Annotated in this window: 18 protein-coding genes and 1 pseudogene; 13 read left to right on the forward strand and 6 right to left on the reverse strand. The window is 66.8% G+C overall.

All coding sequences use genetic code 11. The features are described 5' to 3' along the window. Nucleotides 1-77 precede the first annotated feature (77 nt). From selD to FIV02_RS11305, 11 genes and pseudogenes are all read left to right on the forward strand, one after another. Complete coding sequence (selD, locus tag FIV02_RS11260) at nucleotides 78-1,112, forward strand: selenide, water dikinase SelD (RefSeq protein ID WP_152488636.1); 1,035 nt, start codon at nucleotides 78-80, stop codon at nucleotides 1,110-1,112. After that, nucleotides 1,112-2,212 (forward strand): tRNA 2-selenouridine(34) synthase MnmH, encoded by a 1,101-nt coding sequence (gene mnmH / locus FIV02_RS11265; RefSeq protein WP_152488637.1) that lies wholly within the window; start codon nucleotides 1,112-1,114, stop codon nucleotides 2,210-2,212. The genes selD and mnmH overlap by 1 nt, the downstream gene beginning before the upstream one ends. 76 nt (nucleotides 2,213-2,288) lie before the next feature. Further along, nucleotides 2,289-2,567 (forward strand): hypothetical protein, encoded by a 279-nt coding sequence (locus FIV02_RS11270; RefSeq protein WP_037052024.1) that lies wholly within the window; start codon nucleotides 2,289-2,291, stop codon nucleotides 2,565-2,567. After that, nucleotides 2,567-3,172 carry a flavin reductase family protein gene (locus FIV02_RS11275; protein WP_152488638.1) on the forward strand — a complete coding sequence of 202 codons (606 nt, stop codon included), beginning with the start codon at nucleotides 2,567-2,569 and terminating at the stop codon, nucleotides 3,170-3,172. The genes FIV02_RS11270 and FIV02_RS11275 overlap by 1 nt, the downstream gene beginning before the upstream one ends. 1,005 nt (nucleotides 3,173-4,177) lie before the next feature. Continuing rightward, a pseudogene (locus FIV02_RS25260) lies at nucleotides 4,178-4,360 on the forward strand (methyl-accepting chemotaxis protein); the annotation flags it as partial. Between the two features lie 198 nt (nucleotides 4,361-4,558). Continuing rightward, nucleotides 4,559-5,263: a methyl-accepting chemotaxis protein gene (locus tag FIV02_RS25265; protein ID WP_371923280.1), complete on the forward strand. Its 705-nt coding sequence runs from the start codon at nucleotides 4,559-4,561 to the stop codon at nucleotides 5,261-5,263. Between the two features lie 125 nt (nucleotides 5,264-5,388). Then, complete coding sequence (locus tag FIV02_RS11285) at nucleotides 5,389-6,306, forward strand: MoxR family ATPase (RefSeq protein ID WP_150609481.1); 918 nt, start codon at nucleotides 5,389-5,391, stop codon at nucleotides 6,304-6,306. Continuing rightward, the gene (locus FIV02_RS11290; protein ID WP_134675906.1) at nucleotides 6,306-7,259 is read left to right on the forward strand and encodes a DUF58 domain-containing protein; all 954 of its coding nucleotides are present in this window, start codon (nucleotides 6,306-6,308) and stop codon (nucleotides 7,257-7,259) included. Before FIV02_RS11285 ends, FIV02_RS11290 begins: the two co-directional genes overlap by 1 nt. After that, the gene (locus FIV02_RS11295) at nucleotides 7,256-9,241 is read left to right on the forward strand and encodes a DUF3488 and transglutaminase-like domain-containing protein (RefSeq protein WP_152488639.1); all 1,986 of its coding nucleotides are present in this window, start codon (nucleotides 7,256-7,258) and stop codon (nucleotides 9,239-9,241) included. Before FIV02_RS11290 ends, FIV02_RS11295 begins: the two co-directional genes overlap by 4 nt. Before the next feature lie 59 nt (nucleotides 9,242-9,300). Continuing rightward, the gene (locus tag FIV02_RS11300; RefSeq protein WP_152488640.1) at nucleotides 9,301-10,071 is read left to right on the forward strand and encodes a CHAD domain-containing protein; all 771 of its coding nucleotides are present in this window, start codon (nucleotides 9,301-9,303) and stop codon (nucleotides 10,069-10,071) included. 106 nt (nucleotides 10,072-10,177) lie between these two features. After that, on the forward strand, nucleotides 10,178-10,975 hold the full coding sequence (locus FIV02_RS11305; protein WP_134675903.1) for an acyl-CoA thioesterase II: 798 nt from the start codon (nucleotides 10,178-10,180) through the stop codon (nucleotides 10,973-10,975). A gap of 6 nt (nucleotides 10,976-10,981) precedes the next feature. Here FIV02_RS11305 and FIV02_RS11310 read toward each other — a convergent pair whose 3' ends face one another. From FIV02_RS11310 to FIV02_RS11330, 5 genes are all read right to left on the reverse strand, one after another. Then, a complete protein-coding gene (locus FIV02_RS11310) occupies nucleotides 10,982-12,556 on the reverse strand; it encodes a GGDEF domain-containing protein (RefSeq protein ID WP_152488641.1) in 1,575 nt (524 codons plus the stop codon). Further along, complete coding sequence (locus tag FIV02_RS11315; protein ID WP_150609491.1) at nucleotides 12,553-13,014, reverse strand: oxidoreductase; 462 nt, start codon at nucleotides 13,012-13,014, stop codon at nucleotides 12,553-12,555. The genes FIV02_RS11310 and FIV02_RS11315 overlap by 4 nt, the downstream gene beginning before the upstream one ends. Nucleotides 13,015-13,137: 123 nt before the next feature. Further along, complete coding sequence (locus tag FIV02_RS11320; protein ID WP_152488642.1) at nucleotides 13,138-13,338, reverse strand: hypothetical protein; 201 nt, start codon at nucleotides 13,336-13,338, stop codon at nucleotides 13,138-13,140. A gap of 94 nt (nucleotides 13,339-13,432) precedes the next feature. Continuing rightward, nucleotides 13,433-14,902 (reverse strand): methyl-accepting chemotaxis protein, encoded by a 1,470-nt coding sequence (locus tag FIV02_RS11325; protein WP_152488643.1) that lies wholly within the window; start codon nucleotides 14,900-14,902, stop codon nucleotides 13,433-13,435. 84 nt (nucleotides 14,903-14,986) lie between these two features. Then, a complete protein-coding gene (locus FIV02_RS11330) occupies nucleotides 14,987-15,814 on the reverse strand; it encodes a TatD family hydrolase (protein ID WP_152488644.1) in 828 nt (275 codons plus the stop codon). Nucleotides 15,815-16,094: 280 nt separating this feature from the next. Between FIV02_RS11330 and FIV02_RS11335 the strand changes: the two genes are divergently transcribed. Beyond that, nucleotides 16,095-17,510 carry a transglycosylase SLT domain-containing protein gene (locus FIV02_RS11335; protein ID WP_152488645.1) on the forward strand — a complete coding sequence of 472 codons (1,416 nt, stop codon included), beginning with the start codon at nucleotides 16,095-16,097 and terminating at the stop codon, nucleotides 17,508-17,510. Between the two features lie 105 nt (nucleotides 17,511-17,615). Further along, nucleotides 17,616-18,050: a DoxX family protein gene (locus FIV02_RS11340; RefSeq protein WP_134675899.1), complete on the forward strand. Its 435-nt coding sequence runs from the start codon at nucleotides 17,616-17,618 to the stop codon at nucleotides 18,048-18,050. Nucleotides 18,051-18,113: 63 nt separating this feature from the next. Here FIV02_RS11340 and FIV02_RS11345 read toward each other — a convergent pair whose 3' ends face one another. Beyond that, nucleotides 18,114-19,049 carry a LysR family transcriptional regulator gene (locus tag FIV02_RS11345; protein ID WP_037052061.1) on the reverse strand — a complete coding sequence of 312 codons (936 nt, stop codon included), beginning with the start codon at nucleotides 19,047-19,049 and terminating at the stop codon, nucleotides 18,114-18,116. Nucleotides 19,050-19,069: the final 20 nt, after the last annotated feature.

The following is a 19,069-nucleotide window of genomic DNA, read 5'->3' on the forward strand; positions in this document are numbered from 1 at the left end:
CCTTACTCGCGCGATGACGCTGCGCCAAGGCGGTCTTTGCTAGAATCCGTCGCCAGTCGTCGCAGTGAGAGAGAAGCATGAGCAAACCCATTCGTTTGACCCAGTACAGCCACGGTGCCGGTTGCGGCTGCAAGATCGCGCCCAAGGTGCTCGAGGTGATTCTTGCCGGCAGTGGCGCACAGAATCTCGACCCCAAGCTGTGGGTGGGCAATGCATCGCGCGACGATGCCGCGGTGTATGCCATCGATGAGGAGCGCGGAGTGGTGTCGACCACCGACTTCTTCATGCCGATCGTCGATGATCCGTTCGATTTCGGCCGTATCGCCGCGACCAACGCCATCAGCGACATCTACGCCATGGGCGGGGACCCGCTGATGGCGATCGCCATCCTCGGCTGGCCGGTCAACGTGCTGGCGCCCGAAGTCGCCCGCGAGGTGATCCGTGGCGGCCGCGCGGTCTGCGACGAAGCCGGAATCGCACTGGCCGGCGGCCATTCCATCGATGCCCCCGAGCCGATCTTCGGCCTCGCCGTCACCGGGCTGGTGAGCAAGGGCAACATGAAGCGCAATGACACCGCGACGGTCGGCTGCAAGCTGTACCTCACCAAACCACTGGGCATCGGTATCCTCACCACGGCCGAGAAGAAGGCCAAGCTGCGCGACGCCGACATCGGCCTGGCGCGGGACTGGATGTGCACGCTGAACAAGCCTGGCAGCCGTTTCGGCAAGCTGGAAGGCGTGCGGGCGATGACCGATGTCACCGGCTTCGGTCTGCTCGGCCACCTGGTGGAGATGGCGGACGGCAGCCACCTCAGTGCGCGCATCGAGTTCGCCCGCGTGCCGCGGCTGGAGAGCGCGGAATACTACCTGCAGGAAGGTTGCGTGCCGGGCGGCACCCTGCGCAACTTCGACAGCTACGGCGAGCGGATCGCGCCACTGCCCGAGCTGAGCAAGCTGCTGCTGTGCGATCCGCAGACCAGCGGCGGGCTGCTGGTGGCCGTGGCGCCGGAGGGCGAGGCGCAGTTCCTGGCGGTCGCCGCCGAACTGGGGCTGGACCTGGCGCCGATCGGCGAGATGGTCGAGCGACAGCGTTACGCGGTCGAGGTGCTGTAATGCGTGACAACTGCACCGATTACCGCGACATCTTCCTGCACGACCGGCCGATGATGGATGCCCGTGCGCCGGTCGAATTTCACAAGGGCGCCTTCCCGGGCGTGATCAACCTGCCGCTGATGAACGATGTGGAGCGGCAGAAGGTCGGCACCTGCTACAAGCAGCATGGCCAGCAGGCCGCCATCGAGCTGGGTCACCAGCTGGTCAGCGGGCGCAGCAAGGACGAACGTATCGAAGCCTGGGCCCGCTTCGCCAGGGCCAACCCCGAAGGTTACCTGTACTGCTTTCGCGGCGGCCTGCGTTCGCAGATCGTCCAGCAATGGCTGAAGAGCGAGGCCGGCATCGACTATCCGCGCGTGGTCGGCGGTTACAAGGCGATGCGCAACTACCTCCTGCACATCACCGAACAGACCGTGGAAGAGTGCGATTTCGTCCTCGTGGGCGGCATGACCGGTACCGGCAAGACCGAGGTGATCAGCCAGCTGGGCAACAGCCTAGACCTGGAGGCACATGCCAATCACCGCGGCTCCAGCTTCGGCAAGCGCGCCAGCGGCCAGCCGGCGCAGATCGATTTCGAGAACGCCCTGGCCATCGATCTGCTCAAGCGCCAGGCGACTGGCCAGCGCCAGTTCGTGCTGGAGGACGAGGCACGCCTGATCGGTCGTTGCTCCTTGCCGCTGTCGCTGCACCAGGCCATGCAGAACTACCCCCTGGTGTGGCTGGAAGACAGCCTGGAGAACCGCATCGAGCGCATCCTGCAGGCCTACGTCGTCGAACTGTGCGCCGAGTTCGTCGCGGTGCAGGGGGCGGAGGAGGGATTCCCCGCATTCGCCGCGCGGCTGCGCGAGAGCCTGGCCAACATCACCCGGCGCCTGGGTGGCGAGCGTTACCAGCGCCTGGCCGCGATCATGGAGCAGGCGCTGCACGAGCAGCAGAACGATGGTGTGGTCGACAGCCATCGCGGTTGGATCGAAGCTTTGCTGGTTGAGTACTACGATCCTATGTATGTGTTCCAACGTGAAAGCAAGTCCGGGCGCATCGAGTTCGCGGGCGAGCAGCAGGCGGTGGTGGAGTACCTGCGCAGTCGCAGCGAACGCTGAACCGGGCACTTTCGCCCGGCCTTGGCGTCATAGACTGGGCCAATCCGTAGTCATGTCCGTTCGGGGAGTGTGGTTGATGAAACACTGGATCTGTTTGCCGCTGCTCGCGGTAGCGTTGACCGGCTGTGCCGGCAAGACGGTTTACCGCGATACCTGCGCCAACCAGCTGGATGCCGCCTGGAAGGAGCTGAGCATCGCCGAGGCCGAAGGCTTCGCCGGCACCGTGAGCTATTCCAAGGCGTTGTCGCTGCTGACGGCCGCCAAGACCCAGCAGCAGTTCGAGGCCTACGAAGGCTGTACCAGCAAGGCCGAGCGTGCGCGCTTCTACATCCGCGAATCGCGAGCGGGGCGCTGATGCAGCTCGACTTCTCTGCCCTGAGCCCTCTGGATGCCTATCGCTGGCTGGCGTCCAGCGTCACGCCGCGCCCCATTGCCTGGGTGTCGAGTCGTTCGCCCGAGGGCGTCGCCAACCTGGCACCGTTCAGTTTCTTCCAGGTGATCAGCGACAATCCACCCACGCTGCTGGTCAACGTCAACACCCGTGACGACGGCAGTCTCAAGGACACGCTGCGCAACGCCCAGGCCAGTGGCGAACTGGCGATTCAGCTGGTGAGCTTCGCGCAGGCCGAAGCGATGAATGCCAGCGCCGCGGTGTTGCCCCACGAGATCAGCGAGTTCGAGCATTACGCCATCGCCAGCGTGCCCTGCGAGCGCATCGACGTGCCCCGTGTCGTCGGCGCCCCGGTGACCTTCGAGTGCCGCGTCGCGCAGATCCAGCCGTACCCCGCGCAGCGGCCCAACAGTCACCTGATCTTCGCCGAAGTGCTGCTGGCCCATATCGACGACGCGCTGCTGACCGAGCAGGGCCGTCTCGACCCGCTGCAGCTCGATCTGGTCGGTCGCCTCGGCGGCAGCGCCTATTGCCGCACGCGCGATGTCTTCAACATGCAACGCCCTTGAATTCGTTCTGAAAACGACCTCCAGTTAACTGTTCCGGCCATCCTGCCGCCTGCTGGCTTGTCGCCAGCAGGGCGGTGCTCCTATGTTTCAGGATTCTGGGCTGGCTGCAGTAGGCAGGGGGATGTCATGGGTAGCTCATTGACCAAGCGGCTGGCCAGCTTGAGTACGGCCAGCAAACTGATGCTGGGCTTCGCCCTGGTGCTGCTGTTGACCGCGCTGGTGGCCGCCACCGGCCTGCTGGCGTTGCGCGAGGTCAGCGCCGGCGCCGAACTGCAGCAGCGCATGAGCGCTCTCGGTGAACAGGTGCTGCGCATGCGCCAGAGCGAGCAGGCCTTCGCCCTGGCCGGCGACAGTCAGCATGCAGAACGGCTCAACGAGCAGGCCGATGCCATCCTCCAGGCCAGCCAGGCGCTGCAGGGCGAGCTGGACAGCGACAGCGCGGCTATCCTGGCGCAGGTCGAGCCGGCCCTGGCCGACTACCGCACGGCCTTCGCGCGCTATGTCGAACTGACCGACAACATGCAGCTGTCCTTGCAGGCTGCCGACTGGCTGGTGGTCGCTGCGGCCAACAGCCTGGACCTGCTGCAGGAGGGGCTGTCCGAGGATGGCGTCGACCTGCTGAAAAGCTCCCAGGGCGAGCGGGGCGGCGACTCGGTGCTGCAGGCAGGGCAGGTCGGCAAGATCCACCAGCTGCTGTTGCAGGCGCTGGATCAGGCGCGCCAGCGCCTGGAAGCCAGCCGCCGTGCGGACACCACCGAACAGGCGGAGATCGCCCAGGCGGGCGAGGCGCAGGCCCTGGCGGCAGAGCTGCGCGATGCGCTCGACGACCCCGGCTATTCCGCCGTGCTCGGTGAGGTGGTGGTCAACGTCGACTCGTTCAACGAACGCCTGCAGGAGTACGCCAGCCAGTTGCAGCAGCAGAAGGCGGTCTACGCCCAGCTCGTCGCCCAGGTCGAACTGTTGCTGCAGCGTGTCGATCAGGCACTGCAGGCGCAGCAGCAGGCCATGCAGGCGGAGCGCAAGGCCAGCAGTGGCCTGATCGTGGTGGCTGCGGCGCTGGCGCTGCTCTTCGGCCTTGCGGCGGCGATCATCATCAGCCTGGTCATCGTCAGGCCGCTCAAGCGCGTCATCGCGCTGGCCGAGTCGGTCGCCGGCGGTGACCTGAGCGTGCACCTCGAACAGGACCGCCGCGATGAGATCGGCCAGCTGCTCGCTGCCATGCAGCGCATGGCCGGCAACCTGCGCGACATGGTCGGCCGCCTGCAGGGTGGCGTGGCGCAGATTTCCAACTCGGCTCAGTCGCTCTCGGCGACCGCCGAGCAGACCCGCCAGGGCGTCAACGGGCAGAAACTGGAGACCGATCAGGTGGCCACGGCCATGAGCGAGATGACCGCCACCGTGCACGAAGTGGCGCGCAACGCCGAGGCGGCAGCCGCTTCGACGGAGCAGGCCGACCAGCGCGTGGGCAATGGCAGCCAGGTGGTTCGCCAGACCCTGCAGCGCATCGAGCAGCTGGCCCGGGCGATGGACACCACGACCGCCAGCATCCAGCGCCTGAGCCAGGATACCCAGCGTATCGACGCCGTGCTGGAGGTGATCAAGAGCGTTGCGGAACAGACCAACCTGCTTGCCCTCAATGCCGCCATCGAGGCGGCCCGTGCGGGTGAGCAGGGCCGAGGCTTCGCGGTGGTCGCCGACGAGGTGCGGGCGCTGGCCAAGCGTACCCAGCAATCGACGGCGGAAATCGAGTCGCTGATCTCCGCCTTGCGCGAGGGCAGCCGGCGTGCGGTGGCAGACATGGAGCAGAGCGCCGGGCTGGTGGAAAAGACCGTCGACGACGCCAGCCAGACCGAAGTCGCCCTGGTGGCCATTGCCGAGGCAGTGACGCTGATTTCCGAGATGAACCAGCAGATCGCTGCGGCGGCCGAGCAGCAGACGGCCGTCGCCGAAGAGATCAACCGCAGCGTCACCTCGATCCGCGACATCGCCGATCAGTCGGCCACGGCGATGGACGAGACGGCGGCGTCCAGCATTCAGCTGGCCGAACTGGGGCGCGAACTGCAGGGCATGGCGGGGCACTTCCGCCTGTGAGGCCGCGCTGTTCGCCTGCGGCGCACTTTGGACGGCCATTCACAGTTTCGTGAGCAAAGGTTACATGGCGCTTTGCCCCGGCCGAGTGGCCCAGTAGCATCGGCAGTCCGTACAAGGAGCAAACGATGCGAACCAAACTGGATGCCTGCCTCGACTCGGTCAATCAGGTGGTACTGGGCAAAGAGGCGCAGGTGCGTCTGGCGCTGACCTGTCTGCTGGCGCGTGGTCACCTGCTGATCGAGGACCTGCCCGGCATGGGCAAGACCACCCTCAGCCATGCCCTGGCACGGGTGCTGGGGCTGAGTTTCCAGCGCATCCAGTTCACTTCCGACCTGTTGCCGGGCGACATTCTCGGCACTTCCGTGTTCGACAAGGACACCGGGCAGTTCGTGTTTCACCAGGGGCCGATCTTCGCCGAGCTGGTGCTGGCGGACGAGATCAACCGCGCCACGCCGAAGAGCCAGAGCGCATTGCTCGAAGCCATGGAGGAAGGGCAGGTCACCATCGAGGGGGCGACCCGGCCGTTGCCCGAGCCGTTCTTCGTCATCGCCACGCAGAACCCGGTCAGCAGTGGCGGCACCTTCGCGCTGCCCGAATCCCAGCTCGACCGTTTCCTCATGCGCCTGTCGCTCGGCTATCCGGCCCAGGCGGCAGAGCGTGCGCTACTGCTTGGCGATGCGCGGCGCGACATCCTGCCCAGGCTCGAGCCGGTGCTCGACCATGCCGAACTGGCGCGCCTGCAGGCCGAGGTGCCGAAGATTCGCGCCAGCGATGCCCTGATCGACTACGTACTGCGCCTGGTGGAGGCTACCCGCAGCCAGCCGCAGTTCGCCTGGGGCCTGTCGCCCCGTGCCAGCCTGGCGCTGCTGGCCGCGGCCAGGGCCTGGGCGCTGCTCGCCGAGCGGGATTACGTGATCCCCGAGGACGTGCAGGCGGTGTTGCCCGCCGTGGTCGGTCACCGCCTGCGCGAACGCGCCGATCCGGCCGGCCATGGCGGTGGCAGCCTGGTGCAGTGGCTGCTGCGCGAAGTTCCGGCGCTCTGATGCGCACGGCGCTGAGGCCCCTCTGGGCACGCTGGCTGGCTCGGCGCATCCCGCCTGCGGCCAGCGTTCGCCTCAATCAGCGGCGCATCTTCATCGTGCCGAGTCGGGTCGGGGCGGCCTTCGCCGTCGCCCTGGTGCTGATGCTGCTGGTCGCCATCAACTACCAGAACAGCCTGGCGTATGGCCTGACGTTCCTGCTGATGGCGGTGTTCGTCGTCGCCATCCTGCACACCTATCGCAATCTTGCCGGGCTGGTGCTGAAGGCGGGCGGTGGCGGGGCGGTGTTCGTGGGTGAGCAGGCCGTCTTTCGCGTGCGCCTGGAGAGCCGCGGGCGTGAGCACCAGGCCGTGGCCCTGGGCTGGCCACCGGCCGAGCTGGTGCTGCGTGATGTGCCGCGCGAAGGCCAGTGCGAGGTGGAGGTGAGCCTGCCGGCGCGGCGGCGTGGCTGGTTGCGGCCCGGTCGTCTGCGGGTCGAGAGCCGCTTCCCGCTGGGCCTGCTGGTGGCGTGGAGCTGGGTCGACCTGGACCAGGCGGTACTGGTCTACCCGCGCCCGCTGGAAGGCGATCTGCCCGTGTCCGCCGGTCTCGGCGAGGACGACGACGAAGGCATGCGGGCGCGTGGCCAGGGTGCCGATGACTTCCAGGGGCTGCGTGACTACCAGCCGGGCGACTCCAAGCGGCGGCTGGACTGGAAGGCCTATTCGCGCGGCCAGGGGCTGCTGGTCAAGGACTTCGCCATGCTCAGTGGGCGGGACCTGTGGCTCGACTACGAGAGCCTGGCTGGCGACAGCGAAATGCGTCTGTCACTGCTGTGCCACTGGGTGCTGCAGTTCTCCGCGCGACAGCAGCCTTTCGGCCTGCAGTTGCCGGGCACGTCGATCGCTGCGGACGTTGGCGAGGCGCATCGCGATGCCTGCCTACGCGCCCTGGCGTTGTTCGGGCAACGTCCATGAGCCGGCTGCCAGGCATTCCGCGCATTGCCCTGACCTGGTTGCTGGTGGCGCAGGTGCTGGTGATCGTGCCGCATCTGGTGCATCTGCCCATGTGGATGATCGCCCTGTGGCTGGGCGCTGCGAGCTGGCGGGTGCAGATCTTCCGCATGCGTGCGCGCTATCCCGGTGGCTGGGTCAAGGGCGGCCTGGTGCTGCTGGTCCTGATCGGCATCCTGTTCTCGCGGGGGACCCTGGTCGGGCTGGATGCCGCCGTGGTGCTGCTGATCGCCACCTTCATCCTCAAGCTGCTGGAGATGCGGACGCGGCGTGACGCGCTGGTGCTGGTCTTCCTTGGCTTCTTCTGCGTGGTCACTGCCTACCTGTTCGAGGATGGCATCGTCGCCGCGCTCTACAGCCTGCTGCCGGTCACGGCGCTGCTGGCTGCCCTGGTCGGTCTGCAGCAGAGCGGCTTTGCCGAGCGGCCCTGGCCCACCCTGCGTCTTGCCGGCGGCCTGCTGCTGCAGGCGTTGCCGCTGATGCTGCTGCTGTTCGTGTTCTTTCCGCGCATGGGGCCGCTGTGGTCGTTGCCGATGCCCAGCGACAAGGGCCGGACCGGCCTCTCCGACAGCATGGAACCGGCCGATATCGCCGAGCTCAGCCGCTCCTCGGAGCTGGCGTTTCGCGCCAGTTTCGAAGGCGCCGTGCCGCCCCGCAACCAGCTGTACTGGCGGGCACTGACGCTGGACCGATTCGATGGTCGGCGCTGGTCGCAATCGAGCCTGGCGCAGCTGCCCAGGGCGCCGCAGTGGAGCAAGGCCGGGCAACCGCTGGATTACAGCATCATCATGCAACCCAGCGGCAAACCCTGGCTGTTCGCGCTCGATGTCGGCGAGGTCGCCCAGGATGGCACGCGCATGATGAGCGACTTCCGCTGGCAGAATCGTCGCCCCGTGGACCGCAGCCTGCTCTACCAGGTGCGTTCCTGGCCGCAGGCCCTGCGCGAGGCCGATGCGCAACCCTCGACGCTGCGCCATGCCCTGCAGCTGCCGGCACAGGGCGATCCGCGCAGTCGCGCCTGGGCCGCCCAACTGCAGCGCCAGTACCCGCAGGCCGATGCGCTGGTGGACGCGCTGTTGCGGCATTTCAATCGTGAGCCGTTCGCCTACACCCTGCGTCCGCAAACGCTGGGTCAGAACAGCGTCGACGAATTCCTGTTCGACACCCGCAGTGGCTTCTGTGCCCACTACGCCGGGGCCATGACCTTCGTCCTGCGTGCCGCCGGCATCCCGGCGCGCGTGGTGACCGGCTACCAGGGTGGCGAGCTAAACCCCTCGGGCAACTACATCCAGGTTCGCCAGTTCGACGCCCATGCCTGGGTCGAGTACTGGCAACCCGGGACCGGCTGGCGTAGCGTCGACCCGACCTTCCAGGTCGCCCCCGAGCGCATCGAGCAGGGCCTGCAGGAGGCGTTGAGCGAAGAGGACGGTTTTCTCGACGACCAACCCTTCTCGCCGCTGCGTTACCGGGAGCTGGCCTGGCTCAACCAGTTGCGCCTGAGCTGGGAGCGTCTCAACTACGGCTGGCAACGCTGGGTGCTGGGGTATCAGGGAGAGCAACAGCTCAGCCTGCTGCAGAGCTGGTTCGGCAGTCTCGACTGGCAGCGTCTCGCCCTGGCGCTGGTCGGGGGTGGTGCGGCGCTGCTCGGCCTGCTGGCGCTGTGGCTGCTCAAACCCTGGCAGCAGCGGCGTGACCCTCTGCGTCAGGTGCTGCGACGGTTCGAGCGTCTGCTGGCACGGCATGGCGTACATCGGCAGGCCGGCGAGGGCATGCGTGCCTTCGCCCGGCGCGCCAGCCAGGAACTGCCGGCGCAGGCGGCGCAGATCCAGGCGTTCGCCGCGTGTTTCGAGCGCCAGCAGTACGCCGGCCAGGCCGTGGCGCCGGCCGCGCTGCGTCAGGCGCTGGGTAAGTTGCGCCAGGCGTTGCCCTGGCGCTGGCTGAATTAGGATTTTTCGGGCGCGACGGGTTTGTTGGTCGTCACCCTGAGCGTCAAGGAGTAGCGAGCATGAGCGATCTGATCGAGCGCAGCCTGCAGCGTGTGCTGGCCTTGCAGGTACGGCTTTATGCCTGCCAGGCCCGCCTGGGCGGATTCACCGACGCCGAGGCGTTGCACGACCTGCGCATCACCTTGCGCCAGCTGCGCAGCCTGCTGCGCCCCATGCGCGGCCTGGCGACGGTGGATGCCCTGGAGCAGGCTGCCGCGGTACTGGGCCGGCTGACCGGTCCCTTGCGCGATCGCGAGGTGTTGATGGCCGAACTCGAACGCATGAGCCTGAGCCGCTTGCTCGCCTTTGACCGGGAGGCGCATGCCAGGGCTTTTGCGGCTGTGGCCAGCAGTCGTGAACTGGCCGAACTGATCGCCTTGCTCGACAGCTGGCCGGTTGCCTGGCGCGAGGCAGCACGGCGTGGCCAGCTGCGTAGCGTCAGCAAACGCATCCAGCGTCGCCTGCGGCGTCAGCAGGCGCAGCTGGCGCAGGCCCTGCGTGATCCTGCGCACGACCGCCATCGCCTGCGCCTGCTGATCAAGCGGGTGCGCTACGCGGGCGAAACCTATCCCTTGCAGAGCGGCCTGGACAGGGCGGCGCTGGCGCGGCTCAAGCGCGCCCAGAGCGCGCTGGGCGACTGGCACGACCACCTGCAGTGGCTGGCGCAGAGCGAGGTGGTCGAGGCGCTGCATCCCTGCCGGGAGGCCTGGCTGCAGGGGCAGCTGGCTGCCGAGGAACGTGCGGACGGCGCCCTGATCGCGTTGTTCGGCGACTTTCCCCTGAGCGAATGAGGCGACATTTTCGCCGGCAATATGACCGAATCGGCATCTTGACGGCCTATCTTCCAGGCTGCGCCATCCCCTAAGATCATCGCCCTTGATGACGCGCGAGGTCCGTATGACGCTTTTGCAATTGCTCGACGCGGTGCGCCGCGATCCCGATGCCGTGGTGATACCGGCCGAATGGGGTCAGGGGCGTGCCAGTTTCGGTGGCCTGGTCGCCGCCCTGGCGTTCGAGGCCATGCGTGCCAAGGTCCCGCAAGGGCGCCCGGTACGTTCGCTGGCGATCACCTTCGTCGGCCCCGTCGCCCCGCACGTGCCGGTGAGCTTCCAGGCGGAAGTGCTGCGCGAGGGAAAGGCCGTCAGCCAGATGCTCCTGCGCGCGGTCCAGGATGGCCAGGTGGTGACGGTGGTGCAGGGCAGCTTTGGCGCGTCGCGTGCCTCCGCGGTCGACGTGGCGGCGCTGGCAGCCCCGGAGATCACGCCGGTCGAGCAGTGCCAGGAGTTGCCTTACGTGCCGGGCGTGACGCCGGAATTCACCCGTTACCTGGCCATGCGCTGGGGCATTGGCGGCATGCCGTTCAGCAACAATCCTTCGCGGCAGATGGGCGGCTGGGTGCGCCTGCGCGGCGAGCAGGCGGCCCAACCGCTGGACGAGGCCTACCTGCTGGCGCTGGTCGACGCCTGGCCGCCGGCGGTGCTGCCACACCTGAGCAGCCCGGCGCCCGGTAGCTCGCTGACCTGGACGATCGAGTTCGTCCAGCCGCTGCAGGCGCTGACGACCGAGCAGTGGTGCCTGTACCGCGCCGAGATCGAGCATGCACGCGATGGCTATGGGCATGTCGCCGCGGCCATGTGGAGCCCGGCGGGCGACCTGCTGGCGCTGAGCCGGCAGACGGTGACGGTGTTCGGCTGAGCGGCCTCAGTCGACGGCCTGGGCGGTGCGGTTACGGCCCTCTGCCTTGGCCCGGTACAGCGCGCTGTCGGCGCGCGCCAGCACACCTTCCAGAGGCTCCGCGGGGCGGCGCTCGGCCAGGCCGACGCTCAGCGTGATGCCCAGTTGCTGGCCGTCGGCGCCGTTCAGGGCCAGGGCCTCGGCGCTCAGGCGCAGACGCTCGGCCACCTGCAGGGCGTCGCAACGGTCGGTCTGGGTCAGCAGGGCGGCGAACTCCTCGCCGCCGAGGCGGCCGATGATGTCCACTTCACGCAGCACCTGGCGCAGCAACTCGCCCAGGCGGGCGAGGACCTCGTCGCCGCTCTGGTGGCCGTGGTTGTCGTTGATCGCCTTGAAATGGTCGATGTCGAGCATCAGCAGAGTGCAGGGCTGGTCGAAGCGTTCGGCGCTCTTGAACAGCTCGCCGGCGCGCTGCAGGAACGCGTGGCGGTTGTTCAGGCCGGTGAGCGCGTCGGTGGTGGCCAGCACCAGCAGTTCCTGTTCCATCTGCTTGCGCAGGCTGATGTCGTAGCTCCAGATCAGCAGCGCAGGCCTGCCGTGATACTCCAGCACGCGTCCCGAGACCACGCCCCAGTAGGGTTCGGCTCCGGCCAGCTGGGTCTCCCAGCCGTCCAGGCGCTGGCGGGCCTGCAAGGCCTCGCTGAAGTGCAGGGCCTCGCGGGCGTTGCTGAACAGGCGACTCAGCGAGAAGTCGCTGCTGGCATCGAGTTCCAGGCGCTGGTGCAGCCGCTGGTTGACGAAATGCACCTGCTTGCCGTCGTCGCTGATCAGCGCCACGTCACTGGGGCTGGCGTCGAGGATCTGCCGCAGCAGCGCCTGGCCCTCGCTGAGCTCGGCGGTGCGTTCGCTGACGCGTTGTTCCAGGTGCTGGTTCAGCTCGGCCAGGTTGTGCGACAGCGTGCGCGCCTTGCGGTAGTCGCTGACCAGGCGCGACACCAGCAGGGCGCCGCCGAGCAGAAGACCGAGCAGTGTCCAGCCCAGGCCGATGAAGCAGCGGTGCAGGAGCTGGCGCTTGGCGTCGATCTTGTTGGCCAGGGAAATCTTGCTGGCCACCATCACCTCATGCATCGGCTTGAGCAGCTGCGGCAGGCGCTGATGGATTTCCTCGGCCAGTTGCCGGACACCCTGCGGGTCACCCCAACGCGCGCGTGCATCCCAGTCGCGGCTCAGGCCGATGATCTGATCGAGCGTGCCCTGGGTGATCGACTGCGACTCGGGCAGGAAGTCGAACAGATGGTGGCGTTCCAGTGACTGGGTCAGGCTGCGCAGCACCTGGATGCGCACTACCAGATCGTCGCTGTCCAGCTCGCCCTTGCGCAGGCTGTGCGCCGCGTCGAGCAAGTGGTTCATCTCGTTGTCGATCTGGTACGCCTGCCAGAGCTCGTTGTGCAGCGTCGGCAGGGCGAGTTGGCGTGCCTGCTCCTGCACCAGCCAGAGCGAGCCGAGCGTGACCAGCGCCATGGCCAGCACCAGGGTGATCAGGGCGGACAGTTTCAGGCGGTGACGGGAGGGCGAAACGGGGGGCGTTGCAATCGAACTCATTCGACGTGAATCTCGCTGAGCTGCCAGATGGAGCGGTTGTAGAACACCTGTTGGTGCAGTTCGGGGTAGTCGTCGAGCGGGTAGATGAGGTACAGCGGCCCGAGGTCGCGGATGGAGAGGAACTGGCCGTCGCGCTGGTAGGCGATCAACGGCTGGTAGCGCCGGATGTCGGCCGCCGGGATCACCACCGAGTAGTGATTGAGCGAGCGGGTGTACACCGGTCTGTCGTGCGTTTCTTCATCCATGGATTGCAGCAGCCACGGCAGGGACACGCCCACCCACACCTGTTCCTTGCCCGTGGCGTCACGCAGGCGAATGGTGCTTTGCGGGAAACGCTGCAACTGGTGCAGGGTGAAGCTCTGCTGGCGGCCGTCGGCCAGGTACAGGCGCAACGCCGGGCGGTCCTGGGGGTAGGGGACGGGCTCCGCCTTGACCGCGGTCAGACAGAAAAACGTCACGCAATACATGACAATAAAATGTCGTGACATCGACATACGGCTGCCATCGGTCAATATATTGTCGATGCTATCGTGGTTTAGCCTGGGTGCCTGAATTGGCCCGACGAACGGAGGCGCGCGGATTCAGGGCGTTGCCTGGCTCGCGCCGGCATGGCGACGCAGGACGAAGGCGGCGCGCAGGCCGATGCCGGCCAGGACCAGGGCCAGCGCGCTGGGCTGGCAGGCGGCCGTCACCAGCAGGGCCACGGCGAGCAGCAGCAGGCACGCCGCCAATTGGTGAATGGCGCGGGCGGTGCTGTACGGGTCAAGCAGAAGGGCGCTCATGTTGCATTCCTCAGAGGGTTGCAACCAGTCTATGAGCGCACCGGCACGGGCGACGAATCGTTTCTGGCTATGACCGGCATAGCCTCCTGCGAGCCTACAGCTTGAGCTGGCGGATCGCCTGGTTGAGCTGGCCCGCCAATGTGGCCAGTTGCTGACTGGTGGCTGCCGATTCCAGCGTCTGGCCAACGGTCTGCTCGGTGACGTCGCGGATGCCGACGACCGAGCGGCTCATTTCCTCGGCCACCTGGCTCTGCTGCGCGGCTGCCACGGCGATCTGCGTGTTGCTGTCACGCATCAGGGCCACGGCGGCGGTGATCGCTTCCAGCGACTCTCCGGCTTCCTGTGCCAGCTGCACGCACTGGTTGGCGTTCTCCGAGCTCTCGCGCATGAATTCCACGGCGTCACGGGTGCCGCCTTGCAGGTTGCCGATCATCTGGGTGATCTCGTCGGTGGAGTCCTGCACGCGCTTGGCCAGGTTGCGCACTTCGTCGGCGACTACGGCGAAGCCGCGACCCATTTCGCCCGCGCGGGCAGCCTCGATGGCCGCATTGAGGGCGAGCAGGTTGGTCTGTTCGGCGATGCCATGAATGACGCCGACCACGCGACTGATGTGCTGGCTGTCCTCGGCCAGGCGCTCGATGCTGCCGGCGCTCTGGCGCACGCCCTGGGAGAGGGCGGCGATGGACTGCTCCACGCGTTCGACCACCTGCTGGCCGGCGCGTGCCAGCTGGTCGGCGCTGAGCGACTGGTCGCGGGTCGTGCCGGCGTGATCGGCGATGTGCTGCACGGTCGCCGACATCTCGTTGATCGCCGTGGCGGCCTGGTCGGTCTCGCTCTGCTGGCTGAGCATGCCCTGGCGCACCGCGCCCATGCGCTGGGCCATGTTGCGCGTGCCACTGTCGAGTTCGCTGGCGACCTGGCCGACGGTGCCGACCACACGCTGGTAGCCGGCCTGCATGGCGTTGAAGGCGGCGGCCATCTGGCCGACCTCGTCGCGGCTGTCCAGCGGTACGCGCAATGACAGGTCGCCGCTGCGTTCTGCCTGCAGCATCACGTCCTTGAGCGTGTTGAGGTGGCTGAGCAGGAAGCGGATCAGCAACTGCGAGGCCGCCAGCAACAGCAGCATGAGCACCGCCACCGCCAAGGCATAGGACAGCGCGTGCTCGGTGAACAGGTCGAACAGGCTCGGTGCCCGCGCCACGACGGCGAGGTTGCGTCCGTCGGCGAGCGAAACCCGCTGCGCGCCAACCGCCGGCATGCTGTCGAACCAGGCGTCGTGTTTCAGCACCTGCCAGCCGCTGGCATCGGCCGCGCCCTGGGCATTCGCCAGGGAGGCATCGCCTTGCAGTACCTGAACATTGCCGGAGCTGGGCAGTGTCGCCTGCTGTGGCCACTGCTGAAGCAGACGTGCCTGGGCACTGGCTGCCTGGCGCGCATCGAGGCTGCGGGCCGCCTGCTCGGTGTGCAGGGCGAACAGCACCAGCATCAGGCTGATGACGAATGCGACGGCGTTGACCGCCCAGAATTTGTACTTGAGAGAAAGATCGCTGATCCAGGCGCCCATGCTGTCGTTATCCGTTTCGCTGCGTTCACTATTGGCTATGTGCCAGTAGTATGCCTTGGGGCAAGGTCAGAGTCTTGACGTCAATCAAGAGTCTGTATCGCCACTCTCCAGTATGGTCGGCATGGCGAAGAATGCCCGTGCGCATGCCGTCGACTGCGCCGCCAGCTGCTGTTCGCTCTGGCCACGATGCAGTGCCACTTCGCGCAGGACCTCGACGAGGTAGGCCGGCTCGTTGCGCCCGCTCCTGGGCTTGGGCCGCAGGCTGCGTGGCAGCAGGAAGGGGGCATCGGTCTCCAGCATTAGGCGCTCGGCGGGGATGTCCTTGAGCAATGGATGCAGATGGGTACCACGGCGTTCGTCGCAGACCCAGCCGGTGATACCGATGTGCAGGTCGAGGTCGAGATAGGCATAGAGGGCACGGCGCTCGCCGGTGAAGCAGTGCACCACTGCTGCGGGCAACTGGTCACGATAGCTGCGCAGGATATCCAGCAGGCGCTGGCTGGCCTCGCGCTCGTGCAGGAACACCGGCATCTGCAGTTCCACCGCCAGCGCCAGCTGTTCTTCGAGGACCTTTTCCTGGACGGGCCGGGGTGAGAAGTCGCGGTCGAAATCCAGGCCGCATTCGCCAACGGCACGGACCTCGGGCTCGTTCAGCAGTGCTTTCAGGGCGGTGCTGCTGGCCGTGCTCCAACTGCTGGCATCGTGCGGGTGGATGCCGGCCGTGCTGAACAGTCGCTGGCCGCTGGCGTCCAGCTGTCGGCAAAGTGCCAGGCTGGCCTCGCTTTCGTTCAGACTGGTGCCGGTCAGCACCATCTGGCAGACGCCGGCTGCATAGGCGCGCTCGAGCAGCGCCTCGGCCTGGGCGGCCAAGCTGGGGTGGGTGAGATTGACTGCGATGTCGACGAGTTGCATGGTGCCACCTGATTAGCGCGAGGGGGGGCAGAATAGCAGACGCCATCCGTTCGTCAGGAAGTCGATTGAAAACAACGGCTTGGTAGTTGTTTTCAGGACCGGCGGAGGGCCATGGGCTGGCGTGGCGGGGCTCGCCTGTGCCAATCTCCGCGCCCCCGTGTCGGCCCAGGGAACTTGTTTGGCAGCTTCGCAGTCAGTTGCCGTCTGGCGCGCATCCGCGAGCAGCAGATCAAGCACCCCCGCGAGGCTTCGCCGGCCTGCTGCCATTGTTGGAGAGTCGATGTCGCGATTGCTGCTGATCCTGTGCCTGCTGGTCGCGCTGCCGCTGCCGGTCAGCGCACGCCTGGCAGGCCCGCCCGAGGTCGGCAGCCAGACGCGCAGCGCCCGTGACCTGTCGGCGATTCGCGCCAGCGGCGAGCTGCGCGTCCTGGTCAATCAGAGCCGCAACAGCTCGGGCCTGGTGAAAGGGCAGAGCATCGGTGTCGAGTACCACCGTCTGCGCGCGTTCGAGCAGTACCTCAATCGCAACGCCCGCGACGGGCGCAGCATCACCCTGAAGATCATCCCCAAGGCCAAGGACCAGTTGCTCGGCGCCCTGCAGCGCGGCGAGGGCGATCTCGTCGCCCCCGGGGAGCTGCTCAGTGTGCGCGCCGGTCATGATGTCAGCGCCAGCGCCGCGATTCGCCGTCAGGTACCGCTGGTGCTGGTGTCCAAGCAGGGCAACCGGCACTACCGCAGCCTCGAGCAGCTGGCCGGGCGCAGTCTTTCGCTGCCGGCGGGCAGCGCGGTCGGCGAGGCGCTGCGGCGGATCAATCAGCAACTGGCGGAGCGCAAGCTGCCGCCCATCGTGGTCGAGTGGGTCGACCCCAGCCTGGCGGTCGAGGACGTTCTGGAAATGGTCCAGGCCGGCATCTTCGAACGCACGGCGGTGGAGCTGCCGATCGCCGAGCGTTGGGCCAAGGTGATGCCCAGGCTGCGCGTCGACAAGCACCTGGTGTTGGCGCGTGACGGCGAGATGAAGTGGTTCGTGCGCCCCGACGCGCCGATGCTGCGCGCCAGCATCGACCGCTTCTTCAGTAGCTATCAGGCCCCGGCCGATCAGGACAGTGCCTTCCAGCGCGTCTATCGGCGCCTGTACAAGGTGCATTCGCCCCTGGGGCGAACCGAGCGCCAGCGTCTGGAGAAGGTGCGCCCGGTATTGCAGAAACACGCCGAGCAGCAGGGCTTCGACTGGCTGCTGCTGGCGGCGCTGGCGTTCAAGGAGTCGACCCTCAATCCTGCGGCCCGCGGTGCCAGCGGGGCGACCGGGCTGATGCAGATCACGCCGGCGGCGGCGCGCAGCGTCGGCGTCAGCAACATCACGCAGGTCGACGCCAACGTCCAGGCCAGCAGCAAGTACCTGGCGATGATCCGGCACAACTTCTTCAACAGCCCGCAGCTCAACGAGCGTGAGCGCATGGCCTTCGTCCTGGCGGGATACAACCTCGGGCCGCAACGGGTGCAGAGTCTGCGGGCGGAGGCGCGTCGGCGTGGCCTCAATCCCAATCAGTGGTTCTTTCAGGTCGAGCGGGTGGCCATGGAGCAGATGGGGATGGGGGTCGTGAGCTATGTGAACTCGGTGAATAAGTACTACCTTGCTTATGACCGCGAGCGCTATTTGCTCGAACCGCAAGGACAGCGTCTGACGGTTAAATAGGTATCTATTTTTTCGATTATCTTTAGCGGTATTTTGCGATTTTTAAATCGAATAAATTGGATATTCTGTGCGCCATCTACCTCACACATCAAAGGAAGCCTTGCAATGAACAACCTGATCAAGAGCATCACCGCCAGCCAGGCCGGCATGGGTATCACCATTCTGCGCGTGATCGCCGGCCTTACCTTCGCCGCGCATGGTTCGCAGAAGCTGTTCGGCTGGTTCGGCGGCTATGGTCTGGCCGGTGTCGCGCAGTGGATGGAAAGCATCGGTCTGGCGCCGGGCTACCTGATGGCGCTGATGGCCGGTAGCGCCGAGTTCTTCGGCGGTGTGGCACTGATCATCGGCCTGCTGGTGCGTCCGGCAGCTGCGGTGCTGGCGGTGACCATGCTGGTGGCGATCTTCAGCGTGCACCTGGCCAACGGCTTCTTCATGAGTAACAACGGCTACGAGTTCGCCCTGGCGCTGCTGGCGATCAGCATCGCGCTGGTGTTCGAAGGTGCCGGCAAGCTGTCGGTCGACGGCAAGATCGCTGGCTGATTCGCTTCCGCAGCAACAGGAAGGCCCGCCAATGCGGGCCTTCTTGCGTTCAGCGCCGGGCGATCATGCTGCCGGCGCTTGCTCGGCCTTCTTCTCCTGCGCGGCGACCTGCTGCGCCAGCTCGATCATCTGCTCGCGCATCCAGCGGTTGGCCGGGTCCTGGTCGGTGCTTTCGTGCCAGTACAGGTGCGTTTCCAGTGCCGGCACGTCGCCCACTGGCAAGGTCACATGGTGCAGGTTGTGGCGGCGGGCGAAGCGCTCCGGCACGGTCATCACCATGTCGGTCTGCTGCATCACGCTGCTGGCCATCAGGTAGTGCTGCGAGCGCAGGGCGATCTTGCGCTGAATCCCCATCTTGCCCAGGGCCAGGTCGACATAGCCGAGGCCGCTGCGGCGGCTGGAGATGTGGATGTGGGTCAGCGACAGGTATTCGTCGAGGCTGATCTTCTCCTTGGCCAGCGGGTGGCCAGGGCGCATGGCGCAGACGTAGCGGTCATCCAGCAGCTTGACGTGGCGCACCTGCGGGTCGGTGTTGAGCGGGGCGTCGACGGCGAAGTCCAGGCGCCCGGCGGCCAGCTCCTTGGTGGTTTCGCGGCGCTTGGCCAGGAAACTCTCGATGCACACGCTCGGCGCCAGGCGGCGCAGGCGCTGGAACAGCGGCGGCAGGAGAATCTGCTCGGAGAGGTCGGTCATGCTGATGCGGTAGGTCTTGCCGGCCTGCTGCGGGTTGAAGGTGCGGCTCTCCTGCACCGACACGCGCAGCAACTGCAGGGCGTTGCGCACGGGGCCGATGATGTTCTGCGCCATCGGCGTGGGCACCATGCCCTGGGCGGTGCGCACGAACAGAGGGTCGTTGAAGGTTTCGCGCAGGCGGGCGAGGGCGTTGGAAACCGCCGGCTGGGTGATGCCGACGATCTGTCCGGCACGTGTCAGATTGGCCTCGGTGTAGATGGCGTCGAAGACGATGAAGAGGTTGAGATCCACCTTGGTCAAGTTCATGCCGCAAGCACTCCAGGGCT

Source organism: Pseudomonas sp. THAF187a (genome assembly GCF_009363395.1).
GTDB classification, from domain to species: domain Bacteria; phylum Pseudomonadota; class Gammaproteobacteria; order Pseudomonadales; family Pseudomonadaceae; genus Aquipseudomonas; species Aquipseudomonas khazarica.

Excerpts from the sequence above, each read along its gene's own strand:
- selD (WP_152488636.1), top strand. The coding sequence starts at position 78 with ATGAGCAAACCCATTCGTTTGACCCAGTACAGCCACGGTGCCGGTTGC.
- mnmH (WP_152488637.1), top strand. The coding sequence starts at position 1,112 with ATGCGTGACAACTGCACCGATTACCGCGACATCTTCCTGCACGACCGG.
- FIV02_RS11270 (WP_037052024.1), top strand. The coding sequence starts at position 2,289 with ATGAAACACTGGATCTGTTTGCCGCTGCTCGCGGTAGCGTTGACCGGC.
- FIV02_RS11275 (WP_152488638.1), top strand. The coding sequence starts at position 2,567 with ATGCAGCTCGACTTCTCTGCCCTGAGCCCTCTGGATGCCTATCGCTGG.
- FIV02_RS25265 (WP_371923280.1), top strand. The coding sequence starts at position 4,559 with ATGACCGCCACCGTGCACGAAGTGGCGCGCAACGCCGAGGCGGCAGCC.
- FIV02_RS11285 (WP_150609481.1), top strand. The coding sequence starts at position 5,389 with ATGCGAACCAAACTGGATGCCTGCCTCGACTCGGTCAATCAGGTGGTA.
- FIV02_RS11290 (WP_134675906.1), top strand. The coding sequence starts at position 6,306 with ATGCGCACGGCGCTGAGGCCCCTCTGGGCACGCTGGCTGGCTCGGCGC.
- FIV02_RS11295 (WP_152488639.1), top strand. The coding sequence starts at position 7,256 with ATGAGCCGGCTGCCAGGCATTCCGCGCATTGCCCTGACCTGGTTGCTG.
- FIV02_RS11300 (WP_152488640.1), top strand. The coding sequence starts at position 9,301 with ATGAGCGATCTGATCGAGCGCAGCCTGCAGCGTGTGCTGGCCTTGCAG.
- FIV02_RS11305 (WP_134675903.1), top strand. The coding sequence starts at position 10,178 with ATGACGCTTTTGCAATTGCTCGACGCGGTGCGCCGCGATCCCGATGCC.
- FIV02_RS11310 (WP_152488641.1), bottom strand. The coding sequence starts at position 12,556 with ATGAGTTCGATTGCAACGCCCCCCGTTTCGCCCTCCCGTCACCGCCTG.
- FIV02_RS11320 (WP_152488642.1), bottom strand. The coding sequence starts at position 13,338 with ATGAGCGCCCTTCTGCTTGACCCGTACAGCACCGCCCGCGCCATTCAC.
- FIV02_RS11325 (WP_152488643.1), bottom strand. The coding sequence starts at position 14,902 with ATGGGCGCCTGGATCAGCGATCTTTCTCTCAAGTACAAATTCTGGGCG.
- FIV02_RS11330 (WP_152488644.1), bottom strand. The coding sequence starts at position 15,814 with ATGCAACTCGTCGACATCGCAGTCAATCTCACCCACCCCAGCTTGGCC.
- FIV02_RS11335 (WP_152488645.1), top strand. The coding sequence starts at position 16,095 with ATGTCGCGATTGCTGCTGATCCTGTGCCTGCTGGTCGCGCTGCCGCTG.
- FIV02_RS11340 (WP_134675899.1), top strand. The coding sequence starts at position 17,616 with ATGAACAACCTGATCAAGAGCATCACCGCCAGCCAGGCCGGCATGGGT.
- FIV02_RS11345 (WP_037052061.1), bottom strand. The coding sequence starts at position 19,049 with ATGAACTTGACCAAGGTGGATCTCAACCTCTTCATCGTCTTCGACGCC.